This is a genomic window from Gottfriedia luciferensis (assembly GCF_002156865.1).
Lineage (GTDB): Bacteria > Bacillota > Bacilli > Bacillales > Bacillaceae_G > Gottfriedia > Gottfriedia luciferensis.
On record NZ_NCTA01000005.1, the window covers coordinates 1 to 16,900 of the forward strand.

19 protein-coding genes and 1 other annotated feature are annotated in these 16,900 nt (G+C 33.4%); of the genes, 3 read left to right on the forward strand and 16 right to left on the reverse strand.

The window, feature by feature from the left end:
- The 4 genes from safA to nadB form a co-directional block, all read right to left on the reverse strand.
- A partial coding sequence (gene safA, locus B7R67_RS21875; RefSeq protein WP_142289523.1) for a SafA/ExsA family spore coat assembly protein occupies positions 1 to 776 on the reverse strand: 776 nt, incomplete at its 3' end.
- Between the two features lie 281 nt (positions 777 to 1,057).
- Positions 1,058 to 2,170, reverse strand: coding sequence for a quinolinate synthase NadA (gene nadA, locus B7R67_RS05470; RefSeq protein ID WP_088068320.1), 1,113 nt, complete (start codon positions 2,168 to 2,170; stop codon positions 1,058 to 1,060).
- 25 nt (positions 2,171 to 2,195) lie between these two features.
- Positions 2,196 to 3,023, reverse strand: a complete 828-nt coding sequence (gene nadC, locus B7R67_RS05475) for a carboxylating nicotinate-nucleotide diphosphorylase (RefSeq protein ID WP_088068322.1) — start codon at positions 3,021 to 3,023, stop codon at positions 2,196 to 2,198.
- A gap of 12 nt (positions 3,024 to 3,035) precedes the next feature.
- Positions 3,036 to 4,517, reverse strand: coding sequence for an L-aspartate oxidase (nadB, locus tag B7R67_RS05480; protein ID WP_088068324.1), 1,482 nt, complete (start codon positions 4,515 to 4,517; stop codon positions 3,036 to 3,038).
- Positions 4,518 to 4,656: 139 nt separating this feature from the next.
- Here nadB and B7R67_RS05485 point away from each other — a divergent pair, with 139 nt between their 5' ends.
- A complete protein-coding gene (locus tag B7R67_RS05485) occupies positions 4,657 to 5,787 on the forward strand; it encodes an IscS subfamily cysteine desulfurase (protein WP_088068326.1) in 1,131 nt (376 codons plus the stop codon).
- Positions 5,788 to 5,801: 14 nt separating this feature from the next.
- Positions 5,802 to 6,338 (forward strand): transcription repressor NadR, encoded by a 537-nt coding sequence (locus B7R67_RS05490; RefSeq protein ID WP_088068328.1) that lies wholly within the window; start codon positions 5,802 to 5,804, stop codon positions 6,336 to 6,338.
- 154 nt (positions 6,339 to 6,492) lie between these two features.
- Here B7R67_RS05490 and obgE read toward each other — a convergent pair whose 3' ends face one another.
- The 6 genes from obgE to B7R67_RS05520 all read right to left on the reverse strand — a co-directional run bounded on the left by obgE (position 6,493) and on the right by B7R67_RS05520 (position 11,184).
- Positions 6,493 to 7,779, reverse strand: coding sequence for a GTPase ObgE (gene obgE, locus B7R67_RS05495; RefSeq protein ID WP_088068330.1), 1,287 nt, complete (start codon positions 7,777 to 7,779; stop codon positions 6,493 to 6,495).
- 14 nt (positions 7,780 to 7,793) lie between these two features.
- Entirely contained in the window at positions 7,794 to 8,336 is a 543-nt protein-coding gene (locus tag B7R67_RS05500; protein WP_088068332.1) for a Spo0B C-terminal domain-containing protein, read from the reverse strand.
- A 290-nt stretch (positions 8,337 to 8,626) separates the two neighbouring features.
- Complete coding sequence (rpmA, locus tag B7R67_RS05505) at positions 8,627 to 8,917, reverse strand: 50S ribosomal protein L27 (protein ID WP_025672162.1); 291 nt, start codon at positions 8,915 to 8,917, stop codon at positions 8,627 to 8,629.
- Between the two features lie 16 nt (positions 8,918 to 8,933).
- Positions 8,934 to 9,269, reverse strand: a complete 336-nt coding sequence (locus tag B7R67_RS05510) for a ribosomal-processing cysteine protease Prp (protein ID WP_088068334.1) — start codon at positions 9,267 to 9,269, stop codon at positions 8,934 to 8,936.
- A 9-nt stretch (positions 9,270 to 9,278) separates the two neighbouring features.
- Complete coding sequence (rplU, locus tag B7R67_RS05515) at positions 9,279 to 9,587, reverse strand: 50S ribosomal protein L21 (RefSeq protein ID WP_025672164.1); 309 nt, start codon at positions 9,585 to 9,587, stop codon at positions 9,279 to 9,281.
- Between the two features lie 13 nt (positions 9,588 to 9,600).
- Positions 9,601 to 9,676 (reverse strand) — a sequence feature (ribosomal protein L21 leader region).
- A 56-nt stretch (positions 9,677 to 9,732) separates the two neighbouring features.
- The gene (locus tag B7R67_RS05520) at positions 9,733 to 11,184 is read right to left on the reverse strand and encodes an Rne/Rng family ribonuclease (RefSeq protein ID WP_235822106.1); all 1,452 of its coding nucleotides are present in this window, start codon (positions 11,182 to 11,184) and stop codon (positions 9,733 to 9,735) included.
- 186 nt (positions 11,185 to 11,370) lie between these two features.
- Here B7R67_RS05520 and B7R67_RS05525 point away from each other — a divergent pair, with 186 nt between their 5' ends.
- A complete protein-coding gene (locus B7R67_RS05525; RefSeq protein WP_235822099.1) occupies positions 11,371 to 11,937 on the forward strand; it encodes a glycosyltransferase family A protein in 567 nt (188 codons plus the stop codon).
- A 160-nt stretch (positions 11,938 to 12,097) separates the two neighbouring features.
- Here the strand turns inward: B7R67_RS05525 and B7R67_RS05530 are convergent, their stop codons facing one another.
- The 6 genes from B7R67_RS05530 to mreC all read right to left on the reverse strand — a co-directional run bounded on the left by B7R67_RS05530 (position 12,098) and on the right by mreC (position 16,772).
- Positions 12,098 to 12,958: a M50 family metallopeptidase gene (locus B7R67_RS05530; RefSeq protein ID WP_088068341.1), complete on the reverse strand. Its 861-nt coding sequence runs from the start codon at positions 12,956 to 12,958 to the stop codon at positions 12,098 to 12,100.
- Positions 12,951 to 13,721, reverse strand: a complete 771-nt coding sequence (locus B7R67_RS05535; RefSeq protein ID WP_235822100.1) for a M23 family metallopeptidase — start codon at positions 13,719 to 13,721, stop codon at positions 12,951 to 12,953. Before B7R67_RS05535 ends, B7R67_RS05530 begins: the two co-directional genes overlap by 8 nt.
- A gap of 139 nt (positions 13,722 to 13,860) precedes the next feature.
- Positions 13,861 to 14,655 (reverse strand): septum site-determining protein MinD, encoded by a 795-nt coding sequence (gene minD, locus B7R67_RS05540; protein WP_088068343.1) that lies wholly within the window; start codon positions 14,653 to 14,655, stop codon positions 13,861 to 13,863.
- Between the two features lie 2 nt (positions 14,656 to 14,657).
- Positions 14,658 to 15,344, reverse strand: coding sequence for a septum site-determining protein MinC (minC, locus tag B7R67_RS05545; protein ID WP_088068346.1), 687 nt, complete (start codon positions 15,342 to 15,344; stop codon positions 14,658 to 14,660).
- Between the two features lie 47 nt (positions 15,345 to 15,391).
- On the reverse strand, positions 15,392 to 15,910 hold the full coding sequence (gene mreD, locus B7R67_RS05550; RefSeq protein ID WP_088068347.1) for a rod shape-determining protein MreD: 519 nt from the start codon (positions 15,908 to 15,910) through the stop codon (positions 15,392 to 15,394).
- A gap of 7 nt (positions 15,911 to 15,917) precedes the next feature.
- Positions 15,918 to 16,772 carry a rod shape-determining protein MreC gene (mreC, locus tag B7R67_RS05555; RefSeq protein ID WP_088068349.1) on the reverse strand — a complete coding sequence of 285 codons (855 nt, stop codon included), beginning with the start codon at positions 16,770 to 16,772 and terminating at the stop codon, positions 15,918 to 15,920.
- Between the last annotated feature and the right edge of the window lie 128 nt (positions 16,773 to 16,900).

The following is a 16,900-nucleotide window of genomic DNA, read 5'->3' on the forward strand; positions in this document are numbered from 1 at the left end:
CCTGTTGCTACTGGTGATACTTGCATATTCGGCTTCCCTGTTGCCACTGGTGATACTTGTTGGTTTGGCTTATCTGTTGCTACAGGTAATACTTGCTGATTTGGCTTTCCTGTTTCTACTGGTGATACTTGTTGATTCGGTTTACCTGTTTGTACTGGTGATACTTGTTGATTAGTAGATGGAGAAACTAACGATCCTGGGAAGTAGTTCTTTTTCTCTGACATGTTTTGTCCTCCCTTGATGTTCACATTTGAAATATTTTCATTTATTAGATTTTTAACTGTCACTGGCGAAACAACTTGCGGTATGTTCGCATTTGGTTTTCCAGTTTGAACAGGAGATACTTGTTGATTCGCATTATTTGTTACAGGTGATACAGTCGGTTTTGCAGGTGGAATAGGTACTTGCATAACAGGTTTTACAGTTGGTGTAACTTCAACATTAATATTAAAATTATTATTATCAGCTGGTTTAGTCGTTGGTTGGACAGCAGGTTTTGGTTGTTCGACTGCAGGTACTGGCTGCACAGCTGTGGGTTCTTCTACCTCCACATTAATACTAGGCTTAGGTTCTTTAGCTAGTTGTACTTCCTTTTGAGACCCTAAAGGAGCTTGTTTTTCTTTCCTCTTCTCCGGCACTTTTATTTTCATGCCAGGATAGATCATATCTGGATTACTTATTTGGGCATTTAATTTAACTAATTCTTCATAGTCGATGTTATATTTTTGAGCAATGCTCTTAAGGGTATCGCCCTTTTGAACTATGTGAATTCTCACCTTTTCCCCTCCTGACCAATTGCCTCTACGTTGGATTGTACATTAGTACCTCACAACAATGTATGTCTGAATATTTATATTTATGATAGGATGAAATTTAAAATCTAGTGTGTAAGCTTGTGTAACTATTTACTTTTTTCTTGTTTTTTCTATAAAAAAGTCATTTAGCTCAAATGAACTAAATGACTTTAAATTAATTTCTAAGTTTAATTTTGACTAGCTTTACAAAAGTGATCTAATAAAAAATTTTAGGTAATTATCGACAATAATCAAATAATTTTTTAAGCAAGTTCAAGCATTTTGTCTAATGCTTTTATTGCATCTTTAGCAGTTTGCTTATCAACTGAAATAATATTTTGAATTGTACCTTTTTCGATATTTTCTAATGACCATAATAAATGTGGTAAATCGATACGATTCATCGTTAAACAAGGACACATATACGGATTTAATGAAATGATTTCTTTATCAGGATGATTTTTAATTATTCTTTGAACAAGATTCATCTCAGTTCCTATTGCCCATTTACTTCCAGAAGGAGCTGCTTCAATTTGGTCAATAATATATTTAGTTGACCCATTATCATCACTTGCTGCAACTACTTCCCTAGAACATTCAGGATGCACGATTATTCTCATATCTGGATGGTTCTTTCTCACGTTCTCAATATTTTTAACTGTAAAATTCTCATGAACAGAGCAGTGCCCTTTCCAAAGAATTACTTTTATATTGTTAACATCGTCGCCATCATATTCTAAAGTGTCAGTGATTGGATTCCAAATCGCCATATGCTCTAATGGAACTCCTAAATCGTAAGCTGTATTTCTACCTAAATGTTGATCAGGAAGGAATAATATACGTTCTTTTTGAGTAAAAGCCCATGATACAACCTTTTTAGCATTTGAAGAAGTTACGGTAGCTCCATCATTTCTTCCAACAAATGCTTTAATTGCAGCCGTTGAATTAACATATGTTAAAGGTAAAATTGTATCTCCAAAAAGCTTCTGTAATTCAACCCATGCACGATCAGTTTGATGATGATCAGCCATATCTGCCATTGAGCAACCCGCTCTCATATCAGGTAAAATAACGACCTGATCATCTTCGGTTAATATATCAGCAGTTTCAGCCATAAAATGAACTCCGCAGAATACAATATATTTTGCTTTTTTATTATTAGCAGCTACTTGAGCTAGTTGAAGAGAGTCACCTGTTGAATCTGAAAAAACGACTACTTCTTCTTTTTGATAATGATGACCAGGAATGAAAAGAGCATCTCCTAGTCTTTCTTTAATATCTCTTACTCTTTTCTCCATTTCTTCAGTTGATAATGTATAGTATTCATCAGGAATTTGATATCCCTCATTTTTTTGTATCATATCTAAAACGTTCATTATTCCCACTCCATTCCCTTCTTTATTACAAGTAGAAGCTTATATCTAATGCTTTTGCTGAATGTGTTAAACATCCTAAAGAAATTACGTTTACTCCACAGTTTTGAAAGCTTGCTAAATTATCTAAAGTAATGCCACCAGATGCTTCCGTTACGATCGTTTCTGGTACAAGCTTAACAAATTCTTTTATTTCATCTGGTGTTCGATTATCAAACATAATGACATCCGCGCCAGCTTCAATTGCTTCAAGTACTTGATCTTTATTTTCAGTTTCAACTTCAATATTGACCATATGTCCTAATTTATTTCTTAATGAATCAACTGCATTTTTTATTGAACCTGCATATGCAATATGATTATCCTTTAGCATCACGGCATCATATAAGCCAAATCGATGATTAGCTCCGCCACCACAAGTTACTGCGTATTTATCAAATAATCGTAGCCCAGGCATCGTCTTTCTTGTATCGACTAGTTTAATTCGCTCATCGTTAAGTGTTTCAACTGCTTTTGAAGTAAGCGTCGCAATCCCACTCATTCTTTGTAAAAGGTTAAGCATGACTCTTTCACCAGATAATAACACTTGAACTGGACCTTCTACTTCTGCAAGTAGTTGGCCCGCTTGTACAGACTCTCCATCTTTTACATGCAGGGTTACTGTAATATCTTCATGAAGCAATTTATATGTTATTTCAATTAATTCAGTTCCAGCAATTACCCCATCTGCTTTTGCAAGTACTTTTCCAGTAGTACGTTCATGCATCGGGAAAATATGAATAGATGATAGATCACCTTCTCCAATATCCTCTAACAAAAATTGCTCAATCATTTTTTTAGCTTTTAATGTATTCATACTTTTCTCTCCTCAAATATTAGCTGGTTGATCGATATATTCTATAAAATGTGAGCCAATACTTTCTTTTCTCTTTAAAGCCGCTTCTGCAATTAACTTTCCAGTAATTAGCATATTGTATCTTTCTAATTCTTCTTTGTTCATTGGCCGAGACTCTAATGTTTTCGATTCTATGAAGCTAGAAAAATATTCGATTGCTTTTCTTAAATCTTCTTCATTCCTTACAATTCCAATGTATTTCATCATTTTTTCTTTAATTTCATCTCTTGGTGGTAAAGTTCTGAACCTTGGTATCATGTATTTCACTTGATTCTTATCCGTTGGCACTTTCGGTAGCTCAGCAATCGTTTTGGCAACTTTTTTACCAAACACAATCCCTTCTAATAAAGAATTACTTGCTAGTCGGTTTGCTCCATGAACACCAGTACAAGCAACTTCACCTACTGCATACACTCCTGGAATAGTTGTTTCTCCGTTTGCAGATGTCTTTACTCCACCCATGTGGAAATGTGCACCTGGAACTACAGGAATCAACCCTTTTTTAATATCAATTCCATTTTTATTAAGATTAGCCGTAATTGTTGGGAAACGCTTTTCAAATCCTTCAATCATTTCAATCGATAAATAAATTTCTTCACCTTTATGCATTTCATTAAAAATCGCTCTACTTACCACATCTCTTGGTGCTAAATCTTCAAAAGGATGGAGCCCTTTCATAATGCGTCGGCCATGCTTAGTTACTAGAAAAGCTCCTTCTCCTCTGACGGCCTCAGATATTAGACCTTTACATTCTCCATTAATATAAAGCATTGTAGGATGAAATTGGATAAACTCTAAATCTGCCATCTCGCATCCAGCACGGTAAGCCATAGCAATTCCATCTCCGGTTATTGAGGTATTATTAGAGCTAAATTGATACATTGCTCCGATTCCACCAGTAGCAAGGAGTGTCGTGTTTGCAAAATAAGATTTTAATTCTCCTAATTCATTAAGAGTGTGTACACCTGTACATTTACCATCTTGAATGATTAAGTCAATTGCCATTTCATTTTCAATGATTGTTACTTTATCTTTCAATCGATCATAAACAGTTTCAACTAAATGTTTACCTGTAGCATCTCCACCAGAATGCAAAATTCTATTTTTACGATGTGCCCCTTCTCTTCCAAGATGGAACTGACCATTTTTATCTTTATCGAATTCCATACCGAATGAAATAAGATCTTTCATAGAATTTGTTGCATTTTTAACTAACTCTTCTACAGCCTCTATATTATTTACATTACAACCCGCTTCAAGCGTATCTTGTTTATGAAGTTCCCAGGAATCGTCCTCAGACATTACTGCAGCAATTCCACCTTGCGCTAGCATTGAATTGCTATCCCAAATTTTTTTCTTTGTGAATAGAATCACATTTTTAGACTGACAAATTTTCTCAGCAGCCATTAAAGCAGCAATCCCACTGCCAATAATGACAACATCTGCGTTTCGCATAGTTGCCCTCCTCCATCTTCAGTACATCTATTTAACTTTTATCTTATTTACAAAAAAGCTGTCTTGACACCTATATTTACATATAATTAAACTAATGACAAGAAATTTTTTTTGAATGTGTTTATAGGGAGGCCACAAATTGATTTATTTAGACTATGCTGCTACAACACCAATGAGTGAGGAAGCACTCGAAACATTTGTAACTGCCTCTAAAAATTATTACGGAAATGAGCGAAGTTTACATGATATCGGCTCAAAAGCATCACTTTTATTGGAAGCTTGCCGTAAGCAATTAGCGAATTTTATAAATGCTAGCCCAGCTTCAATCTATTTTACAAGTGGAGGGACGGAATCAAATTTACTTGCAATCCAAACCCTTTTAAAAAGTACAAAAAAAGACGGGAAACATATTTTGACAACTTCATTAGAGCATTCTTCAATCGGTAATTATTTGCAAGTACTGGAAGAAAAAGGATATGAAGTTACTTATTTGCCTGTTACAAACAAGGGGATTATCTCTTTAGAGACAATTGAAAATGCCATTCGTAAAGATACTGTTTTAGGCATTTTTCAGCATGTAAATTCTGAAATTGGAGCAGTCCAACCGATTAACGAAATCGCAAATTTATTTAAATCTCATAATATTTTACTTCATTGTGATTGCGTACAATCATTTGGAAAAATTGAAATTGATGTTTTCAAATCAGAACTCTCAAGTATTAGTATTTCGAGTCATAAATTATATGGTCCAAAAGGTGTTGGAGCACTTTATTTAAACCCTAGACTGTCTTGCCAACCACTTTATCCAGGAACTTCTCATGAAAGTGGGATTCGTCCAGGAACTGTTAACGTTCCTGCAATAGCTTCATTTGTAACGGCAGCAGGGCATATAATTAGCAATAGAAACGAAGATCAAGATAGATATCACTCTTTAAAAAAGATTTTAAAAGCTCATCTACATGATGTTCAACATCTCTTAAGTTTTGAAAGTTCCGATGAAGACTGTATCCCTAATATAATTGGAATGAGGATTATCGGTCTTGAAGGTCAATTTGTTATGTTAGAATGTAATCGACATCAATTCGCCATTTCAACAGGCAGTGCTTGCGCAATCGGTATGCAAAAACCTTCCGAAACGATGCTTGCGATTGGTAGAAATGAACATGAAGCTAAACAATTTTTTAGAATTTCAATTGGCAAACATACAACAGAAAATGATTTAATCCAACTTTCAAATGTACTAAAATTAATTATTAAACAAAATTACTAAAAGAGGAATTGACAATGAATAAAAAACTTTTAGGAGAAGAACGAAGAAATAAAATTTTGCAATGGTTAAAGGAATCCGAATTACCTTTATCAGGAAGTTCTTTAGCTAAAAAAGCAAATGTTAGTCGTCAAGTGGTCGTTGGTGATATAACACTTTTAAAGGCTAAAAACGAACCAATCTTGGCAACAGCACAAGGATATATTTATATCCACCCTAATAAAAACACGAATAAAGTTCAAAAAGTAATCATTTGTCACCATTCGGCTGATCAAACACAAAAAGAATTAGAAATTCTAGTTGATCATGGTGTAACAATTAAAGATGTAATGGTTGAACATCCTGTTTATGGATACATTACTGCACAGCTTCGAATTACAAATCGTTATGATATAAACCTATTTCTTCAAAAAATGGAAGAAACACAATCTTCACCTCTTTCTAATTTAACAAATGGAACGCACCTCCACACAATTGAAGCAGATAGTGAGCAACAGATTGAAAGTGCGCTAAAGCAATTAAAAAATGAAGGAATTTTAGTAGAGATGCCTTGAGGGCAGGAAAAGCAGGAATGACAGAGATTAGGATAAACCATTCAAAGCTTGTTTCCTTAATCCTGAATTTAAGGGATTTGATCTTTTGGTTTTCCAATTATTTAACTAATAAAAAAAGGTAAGCATCATTTTGCTTACCTTTTTTTTATGAAACTTAATCGATAAATTCGAATTCGTATTCAGAAATTTTAACGATATCGCCATTTTTAGCACCACGTTGACGTAATGCTTCATCGATACCCATACCACGCATTTGACGTGCAAATCGACGAATGGATTCTTCACGTTCAAAGTTTGTCATTTTAAATATCTTCTCAAGCTCTTCACCTTTAACGACAAATGTTCCATCACTTTCACGAGTAATTTCAAACGTTGGTTCTTCTTTTTGATATTTATAAAGAACTCGTAATGGTTTATCTTCTTCTTCATCATGAAGTGGGAATTCAGGAGTTGTTTCAACTAAATCCGCTACAGTAAATAATAAATCACGTAAACCTTGACGTGTTACTGCAGAAATTGGAAAAATTTGAACTTCATCTCCAACTTGTTCTTTAAATTTAGCTAAGTTTTCCTCAGCTTCTGGAATATCCATTTTATTTGCAACAACTACTTGTGGACGTTCTGTTAGACGTAAGTTATATTCTTTTAACTCTTGATTAATTGTTAAGTAATCGTCATATGGGTCTCTACCTTCTAAACCAGACATATCGATTACATGTACGATAACACGTGTTCTTTCGATATGACGTAAGAATTGATGTCCCAATCCAACACCTTGGTGTGCTCCTTCAATTAATCCAGGTAAATCCGCCATTACGAAACTACGATTATCTTCAGTTTCTACAACACCTAAATTCGGTACAATTGTTGTAAAGTGATATTCAGCAATCTTCGGTCTAGCAGAGCTGACAACAGATAATAATGTTGATTTACCAACACTTGGGAAGCCTACTAATCCAACATCAGCCAGTACTTTTAGTTCAAGTTTAATATTACGTTCCTTACCAGGTTCACCATTTTCAGCAATTTCTGGAGCAGGATTTGCAGGAGAAGCAAATCTGCTATTTCCGCGACCTCCGCGGCCTCCTCTTGCAATAATAGCTGTTTGACCATCCATCGTAAGGTCAGCTATTAATTCACCAGTATCAGCATCCGTTACAATCGTTCCAGGTGGTACCTTTACAATCATATCTTCTGCATTTTTACCATGTTGATTTTTTGACATACCATGTTGACCACGATCCGCTTTAAAATGACGCTTATAACGGAAATCCATTAATGTTCTAAGGCCCTCGTCTACTTTAAATACAACATTGGCACCTTTACCACCGTCACCACCAGCTGGTCCACCCTTTGGTACATATTTCTCACGACGGAAGGCTACCATTCCGTTACCACCGTCGCCACCTTTTACATATATCTTGACTTGATCAATAAACATAAATCCACCACTCTTTATTTTTCCATTTTAAATTCAATACTACATTCTTCTGTTTCACAAAAATATGACATCATTCGAATCTTTGAACTGTCATTTGATGACGAAACAATCCACTTCAGCATATCTTCTTTCTTAGTTAGTTTACCTCTGAAGTCAAAAAAGAAACTAACTGTTTTATCATTTATTTCAATTGTTAAACTGACAAAATTTTCCTCATAAATATGTACCCAAGATTCTAGTTTTTCTAAAAAATTTTGAATCCAATCTGTCATCAATCCGTCTAAATTTTCAAGCGAACATGGTTCTCCTAAAATTTCATAATCTAGTACAATTGTTCGAGGCTTCCAGTTATACGTAATTATAAATTCCGCAAACATTGGAATTTGTAATGAACATATTTTCGCTTCATTTAAAGAATCAGCGACTATTTTTGTCAATGTTTCTTCAAGCTGTTCTGTTTGTCCTATGGACATATATCCTTTTATTAATTGAATTCGATTTAACCAATCATGACGTGAATGTCTTAATACCTCTAGAACGTCCCATTTCTCCTGCATTGTTATCTCCTATAGGTTTACATTTTTCGATTATATGAAGGTAAATAATATAGAAAACTCGGCATTTGATAAATCATTTTTTGAAAATCTCAAACCAGTGTTTATCTAATAAATGCTCGAGTCACGGAGCATTTTGTTTGAGAGGTTGCTTTTTCATCAGAAATTTATAGTAATCAAACTAATAGGGCAATCTTTTATAAAAGAGTCTTATGAAAAGCAATTCGTAAGAAACATCATCTTATGTACAGAAAAACTCTAACCTAAAAGGTTAGAGTTTCTAAGTTAGTTTCTTAAGCTTCTTGAGCTACAGGGTATACACTTACTTGTTTGCGGTCACGGCCTAAACGTTCGAATTTAACTACGCCATCAACTTTCGCAAATAATGTGTCATCTCCACCACGACCAACGTTTACACCTGGGTAAATCTTAGTGCCGCGTTGACGGTAAAGAATTGAACCACCAGTTACGAATTGTCCGTCAGCACGTTTTGCGCCAAGACGTTTTGACATTGAGTCACGACCGTTTTTAGTACTACCTACTCCCTTTTTAGAAGCAAATAACTGAAGATTTAATTTTAACATGGTTACACCTCCTGTTTTACTCGTTTATAGTGACATAGTCACCGTAACTTGCAGCGATAGTTTGTAAAGATACGATCATCGCTTCAAGGATAAGTTGCGCTTTTTGCATAGTATCATCATTTATATTCACGGGCAATTGATACTTCAAGAAACCTTTCTCTTCATCAATAACCGTTTGTGATTCAGAATCAATATTGCAAATTGCTTCCAGTGCATTTACAGTTCCTACAGAAACTGCTGATAAACCTGCACAAACAATGTCAGTGCCGTAATCAGAAAAAAATGCATGTCCACTTATTTTAAAGGAACTTATACGTCCATCTTTTAAACGTTCAATTGTTATTTTAGTCATTACTTAAAATTAAGCGTTGATTTTTTCGATAACAACTTTAGTGTAAGGTTGACGATGACCTTGCTTACGACGGTAGTTCTTTTTAGATTTGTATTTGAATACAAGGATCTTTTTAGCTTTACCGTTCTTTTCAACTTTTGCAGTTACAGTAGCACCTTCAACAGTTGGGCTACCAACTTTGATGTTTTCGCCACCTACGAATAAAACTTTGTCGAATGTTACAGTTTCACCTGCGTTAGTATCAAGTTTTTCGATGTAAATCGCTTGACCTTCTTCAACTTTGATTTGTTTACCACCAGTTTCAATAATTGCGTACATAATTGCACCTCCTCAATAGTCTAAGACTCGCCATAAATAGGCATGCCATATAGCAGTTTAATACCTACTATGTGCGGTTGTAGCACGGGTGCGCTACAAACAATAACATTATGATGTTACCATGACATATGTCGAATGTCAATAACTACTTCATCTTCAAACTCTTTTCTAAATAGCTAGTTATTTCATTCTGAGTCCCGGTTCTAACAATATCATAAAATGGCTTTTTTGAGGTTGTCGTTTTTAAAAATATTTTTATAAACATTGCTTTTTCAAGTCTTTGTAGATGTTCATTTTGTTCGCCATTCAAAGCCTTTGCCACATCATCACTACATTCAATCAGTATTGCCTCTATATCACTAGTAGAAACTTCCCAAAGCTCTCTTTCAAGCTCGAAAACAATTTGTACAGTGTTTTTTACAAGGCCACTACCATTACACTCTAGACACTTTTGGTGCGTTGCTTCAATATGTGAATGCGCTGTTCTTTTTCTAGTCAGTTCAAATAATCCTAAATCTGTAAATCCAAATAGCTTCGTAACTGCTCGATCATTTTTAAACGATTCTTTTAATAAATCAAAGATATTTTTTTGCATATCACTCGATTTCATATTAATAAAATCAATTACGATCATTCCACCAATATCTCTAAGTCTTAGTTGACGTGCGATTTCAATTGCAGCAAACTGATTTGTTTGGAATACAGTTTCATCACGATTATGTTTACCACTAAACTTACCCGTATTAACATCAATAACGGTCATTGCTTCAGTCCGCTCAATGATTAGGAAAGAACCATTTTTAAGCCATACAATCGGTTTAAATGATTTTTCGATTTGTTCCTCTATTTTGTACGTTACAAAAATATTTTCGATCCCTCTATAACCAGTAATTTTAATTTCTGATGGTAAATAATTTTTGTAAGAAATTAAATCATCAATCATAATTTCACTAATTGTATTTTTAGGATGTAATTTAAAAAATTTCGTAAACAATGAATTTGCTTCCCAAACACAAGTGATCTTTTTTAAATTTTGATTTCTTAGCGACTCATATACAGTTTGAAAGCTATTTAATTCATTTAAAATTTCGTTCGGATTCGTATTTTCACATGAAGACCTAAATATGATCCCTTCATTGCCACTCGTATTCTCTCTACCTAATGAATAAAATTTATTTCGCTTTGACTCCCCTTTAATTTTATTCGATACAGCTACCTGTTTAGTAAGTGGTAAATAGACAACATAATCACCAGAAAACTCAAGATTATTTGTTAATTTTGGGCCTTTCTCATCAAATGCATCTTTTATTACTTGAACTAATATATATTGACCTTTTTGAAATACTTTTCTTATATTATCCTCTGTGCTATTTTCAAACTCTTTTCCTTCAACAGTATCTTCAAATCTCATAAATCCATTTTTATTTAAACCGATATTTACAAAAACCGCATTTAATTTCGGCAAAACTTCCTGGACTTGTCCTATATAAATATTTCCTACATGAGTATTTTTGTCCGCTGAAGAAAACCATTCGACTAACTGATCATCCTCAGTTACAGCTATTCTTTTTTCTGAATGTTTAACATTCATAATCACTTTCTTCAATTTCATCTTCCTAACTATGTATAATAACTATCATTTTATTCATTAAAATTGAAAAAAGCTAGTTAATCTCTATCCAAGTAATTAAGTTAAGCAAAATGTAAGGTCACAATAAAATAAAAGCTTGAATACTATAGTAAAATCATTCATCTTGAATAGAAATCTATTAGGAGTGATATTTTGGATATTCTTCTATCCATACTTATTCCAACTGTACCTGAACGGATGAGCTTTTTAAATCGAATGATAAATGAATTAGAAAAGCAATGTGAATCACATCCAGTTGAAATATTAGTACTTTTAGAAAATAAAAAAAGAACAATTGGTGATAAAAGAAATATATTAATCGAACAAGCAAAAGGTAATTTTGTTGTATTTGTAGATGATGATGATCGCATCGAATCAAATTATGTTTCATCCTTATGCTCTGCTATTCATAAAACTCCAAATGTTGATTGTATTGTCTTTGACGTTTTAGTAAATTTTAACAACCAATTTTCAAAGGTTTGCAAATATGGCAAAGAGTTCGAACATGGTGAAGATGAAAAGTATTATTATCGAAAACCTAATCATTTAATGTGCTATTCGAAAAAAATCGCCTCTGCACATAAATTTCTTAATATTAGTTATGGTGAGGACGATGAATGGGGCAGAAGAATTTCAGCTGATATAATAAACCAAAAGAGATTACCTAATGTTTTGTATTACTATGACTACGTACCAAAAGACTCTTCATGGTACGTGTAAACGAAATTGAATTCACAAAAAAAGATGACTTCTATGTTGAAGCCATCTTTTTCATGCTGTTGAAAAAAGAATCCGACATTCTTTTCTCTTTGTTGTTTATTGGTAAACATAAAATTAGAAGTTGGCTCCTATGTCCAAGCCATCTTTTTTTATATTTACTTTATCCTATTAGCTCTTCAAGAGAGTGGGTTGCTTTTTTCTCTGTAAAATATGCATGTAATAATTCATTTTCATCTAGCATTTGTTGAGTTTTTCGATCCAATGAAAAGACGACATTATACTTATATCCCTTTTGAAAATTTGAAAACACTTGAAATAATTTTGTTTCTTTTGTTAATGAAATTGATTTGATTTTTTGAATATATTGTTTGTTTCCGTAAAATCGTTCCATTAAAAAACGAATCACAACAAAATGCCTGTTTTTCCATTCGCCCCATAATGAAACCATTAAAAATAGTAAACAGACCCAAATTGTAATATTCGTTGGCTGGATTAATAATGTAATAATTGAACTTAAGACTAAAAATATAAATGAAGAATATAAGCTATATTGATGAGCTTTTACGAATGGAAAAATTACTGAAAAAAGCTGATAAATTAGCTTTCCACCATCTAATGGCCATATAGGTAATAAATTAAAGAAAAGAATACTAACATTGAAACTAATAAAAAGAGAATATAAATTTTCGGGCATAAAGTTCAATTGAAATAAAAACTTAGCGATTATAAATAAAGTTAAATGTTGGATTGGTCCCGAGATTGTAACAATAAATTCTTCATAAGTCGGTCTATTACCATGCTCATCCAGATCCACAACTCCCCCGAACGGCAATAATGTAATTTTGTTTATTCTCCAATCAAAAAACGTCGCAGCGATAGCATGGCCTAATTCATGGAAGAAGATAATAATCGTTACAAATAAAACGGACCAAAAGTTTGCAGTCAATATCCCAATACATGCAATTAGTAAATACAGTGGATGAACTGATATTTTCGAAGGAAGTATTAGCCATTTATTCAAATGGAATCACCTTTTTCGGATCAATAAATTTTTCCCCCATTTTAATAGCAAAATAATAAGTACCTAAATTCCCTTCATTATTAGAAGATACAGTACCAATAACTTTTTTACTACTTACTTCGTCATACATTTTTACGTTAATTGCACCTAATTTCCCGTACCAAGATTCGGACCCGTCATCGTGTTGAATAATAACAGTGTTACCTAAATTGTCTTTTTGACCTACGAATATGACTCGACCCTTTTTTATCGATTCTACTTTTTGATTTGCTTCAGTTTGAATTAATATACCTTGTCCGTCCGTTTTAAAACTTTGCAATACTTTGCCACTTGCAGGAATAGCATAATTGTCATTTCCGGCAATGTTGGTTTTATCATTTAATTTAGGTAAAAAAGCAAGAGGTGAGCCGAACCGATCTTCATACCACTTTTGTAATGCAGCAAATTGGAATTCATTATCATAAACTTTCGTTAAACCGTTCTTTACTTCAGATGATAAAGGTGAGTTACTTTTTAAAATAATCGCTAAAGCAAGTACAATAATCGCACTCAATAAACTCCTAAATATAAAGTTAGAGTTATTGACCACTTTCTTTCCTTGTTCTTCTACTAAATCATCATAAGTATAAGTGTAACCGCCCTCATTGTTTTGTGTTTCTTTAACAGGAAATTTGGTCATCAATTGATTTGGATGACCCCATTTTTCCTCCAGCTCACGCCGTTTTGCAATCCGTTTTCTAATATCATCAACGCGCTTACTCAAAGTGTCACCTCTCCTCACAATCTTGTTATTTCATTTATATGTGTTGAATGGACAACTTATGAGTAGATAATTAGAAATGTAAAACAAGGTCTATCGAGTGTAATAGAAAAGAAAAAACACTTCGTCATCTGACGAAGTGTTAACGAATACCAAATAATTTTTTTACTTTAAAGAAGATACTCTTTTCTGTTTCTAATGATTGCAATGGTACTGATTCACCAAGTACTCTTCTAGCAATATTTCTATATGCTATAGAAGCTTTCGAATTCGGATTCATTGCAACAGGTTCACCGCTATTAGTTGCTTTAATAACGTTTTCATCATCTTGAACAATACCGATTAAATCGACAGCTAATGTTGAAGTAATATCATCAACATCTAGGCTATCACCATTTTCCATCATATGACTTCTAATACGGTTAATTACTAGTTTAGGAGGTTCAATATCCTCTTGCTCTAATAAACCAATTATACGGTCTGCATCGCGAACTGAAGAAATTTCTGGTGTTGTGACAACTATCGCTTTATCTGCTCCAGCTACAGCATTCTTATATCCTTGTTCAATGCCAGCAGGGCAGTCTATTAATATATAATCATAGTCTTTTTTCAATTCATCAACAAGCACTTTCATTTGTTCAGGAGAAACAGCAGTTTTATCACTTGTTTGCGCAGCAGGTAATAAATATAAGCATTCAAAACGTTTGTCTTTTATAAGTGCTTGATGTGTTTTACAGCGACCTTCAATAACGTCTACTAAATCATAGACAATGCGATTTTCTAATCCCATTACAACATCTAAATTTCGTAAACCGATATCTGTGTCAATTAAGCACACTTTTTTACCAAACATTGCTAAAGCTGTTCCTAAATTTGCTGATGTAGTTGTTTTACCAACTCCACCTTTACCAGATGTAATTACTATAGCCTCTCCCACAGTTACATCATGCCCCTTTCTAACCTTGTCAAACTAGGTCTAAGATGAGTGAGAAATTGAATGCGATCGACAATGATTTGGTTATCTTCGTTTATATATGCGCATTCCATTTCATTGCCTTCATCACCATAATGATCCGGTGCTCTGTTCATTATGCTGCAAATTCTCAACTGCATTGGTCTCATTATTGATGCCGCAATGACTGCCTCCTGATTACCATTATAACCGGCATGAGCAGTGCCTTTAAGCGCACCCATAATAAAGATATTTCCACCCGCAATAACAGTTCCACCTGGGTTAACATCACCGATTAACAGTAAATCACCTTTCACTTGGAGAATTTGACCGGATCTTACCATTCTACAAATAGGTACAATTTCTTCCCTCTTTAACCATTCCAAAGCTTCTTGCCTTGAAATTACATTACTTTCAATTGTATCGACTACAAGATTATTCTTTTTTCGAACAATAGAACGAATTATTTCATCTTGTTCGGGCGATAAAAATCGATTTCCTATTTTTAAACGAACTGCAAGTAATGGACGATCATTGCTCTCAAACAAGTGGGTAGACAGTCTTTCTTCAATTTCATCTACTAAAATCTGAAAAGAACATGTATCATCGAGGTGCAGTGTTAGACCATCTTTTGTTCCTTTAATTGTAACATATTGTTGCCTCTGTTCCATGATAAGTGTTCACCCCGAATGTATAATTCGACATGCACCCGAAAAATCCTTTATTTTTCCTCATTATTTTCACGAATTGTTCTTAATAATGATGAAAAAGGATATGCAAAAACTAATACAAAGAGTGCATTCAGTAATAATGTCGGAAATAATCGATGATTTATAAAGTAAGTATTATTTATATTTGTAAAACCAAATAAAGCATTTAATCCGTATACTAAATATTCTAATGCTGCAGTCCATATTAAAACAAGTATACTTCGTACAAATAAGTTTGCATAAAGTATTTTCATTGCTTGACTTATTAAAAAGATAAAAAGTGGAAAAGCAGCTAAATATATGCCGATAATCTCTGTATAAACAATATCATAAATTAACCCAAAAATGACCCCATATATAAGCGCTTTGTTTGGGTTATAGTACAGTGTAATAAATAATAAACCAAAAAATAAAAAATGTGGAACAATTATCGCTTGATGCCCAAGAATGTTTGGCGATACTGTTGAAACATATATATTTTCCAATATAAATAGTATCGTTAAAAGGAGAGGTAAACCATACTTACTCATCTACTCTCTACTCTCCTTTCTTTTGCTCATCAATTGTACGCTTAACAACGATAACATGGTTAATATCATTAAAATCTGCTTGTGGTTTTATATAAGCTGTTTGAGTTAATCCATGTTCATCTGGAACAACTTCCTCAACTTTTCCAATTGGTAGATCATCTGGAAAAACGCCACCCAAACCTGATGTTACAACAATTTGACCCTTTTTTACTTTTGCATTTGAAGGAATTCGTTTGAATAATAAAGCTTGTTTCTCAACATCATACCCTTCGATCAAACCAAATACAGTATCTTTTTGCTGAATTTTTGCAGAAATTCGATTTGTTCGATCTGATGAACTGATCAACTGAACTGTCGATGAAAATTTAGAAACATTCTTTACTTTTCCAATTAAGCCTTTAGAAGTAATAACTGCCATTTCTTTCTCAATTCCACCTAAAGACCCTTTATCAATCGTAATGATTTGTTGCCATTTATCCGGATCTCTAATTGTAACAGTTGCTTGAAATGTATCATAATCACTAAGACTTTTTTCGATTCCAATCATATCTTTTAATTCTTTATTTTCTTTTTCTAAAGCCTTCTCACGAACAGATAATTCTACATACTTATCAAGTTTACTCTTTAAAACTTGATTTTCGTCATATGTATCTTTTAAATCCGCAATGTTATTAAAGAAACCCGCAATAATTTGTGCGGGTTTATTAAATACTTTTTCAGTCAGACTTACAGTATCTTTAATAAACTGCTCAGGAATTGAAAGGTTTCTGTTATTTCTTAAAGAATAACCTAGAAGTGCCACTAGTAAGATAATAGCAGCCAAGACGATCATTAAACGTTTATTTTGAAAAAATTGTGGCATTCTTACACCCTCTTATAACATTTCAACTTTTTATTCAAACGAATTCATGCGTGTAATCCTCACTAATTATAGTGAGGATTACACATTTTTACTAATTTTCTTATTAAAGAACTTTTTTGATGTATTTA

Bases quoted from the DNA above. Each gene is read 5' to 3' on its own strand.
- nadC (WP_088068322.1), bottom strand. From the start codon at position 3,023: ATGAATACATTAAAAGCTAAAAAAATGATTGAGCAATTTTTGTTAGAG.
- nadA (WP_088068320.1), bottom strand. From the start codon at position 2,170: ATGAACGTTTTAGATATGATACAAAAAAATGAGGGATATCAAATTCCT.
- B7R67_RS05510 (WP_088068334.1), bottom strand. From the start codon at position 9,269: ATGACTAAAATAACAATTGAACGTTTAAAAGATGGACGTATAAGTTCC.
- rplU (WP_025672164.1), bottom strand. From the start codon at position 9,587: ATGTACGCAATTATTGAAACTGGTGGTAAACAAATCAAAGTTGAAGAA.
- obgE (WP_088068330.1), bottom strand. From the start codon at position 7,779: ATGTTTATTGATCAAGTCAAGATATATGTAAAAGGTGGCGACGGTGGT.
- B7R67_RS05500 (WP_088068332.1), bottom strand. From the start codon at position 8,336: ATGCAGGAGAAATGGGACGTTCTAGAGGTATTAAGACATTCACGTCAT.
- mreC (WP_088068349.1), bottom strand. From the start codon at position 16,772: ATGCCACAATTTTTTCAAAATAAACGTTTAATGATCGTCTTGGCTGCT.
- nadB (WP_088068324.1), bottom strand. From the start codon at position 4,517: ATGCGAAACGCAGATGTTGTCATTATTGGCAGTGGGATTGCTGCTTTA.
- B7R67_RS05490 (WP_088068328.1), top strand. From the start codon at position 5,802: ATGAATAAAAAACTTTTAGGAGAAGAACGAAGAAATAAAATTTTGCAA.
- mreD (WP_088068347.1), bottom strand. From the start codon at position 15,910: ATGAGTAAGTATGGTTTACCTCTCCTTTTAACGATACTATTTATATTG.
- rpmA (WP_025672162.1), bottom strand. From the start codon at position 8,917: ATGTTAAAATTAAATCTTCAGTTATTTGCTTCTAAAAAGGGAGTAGGT.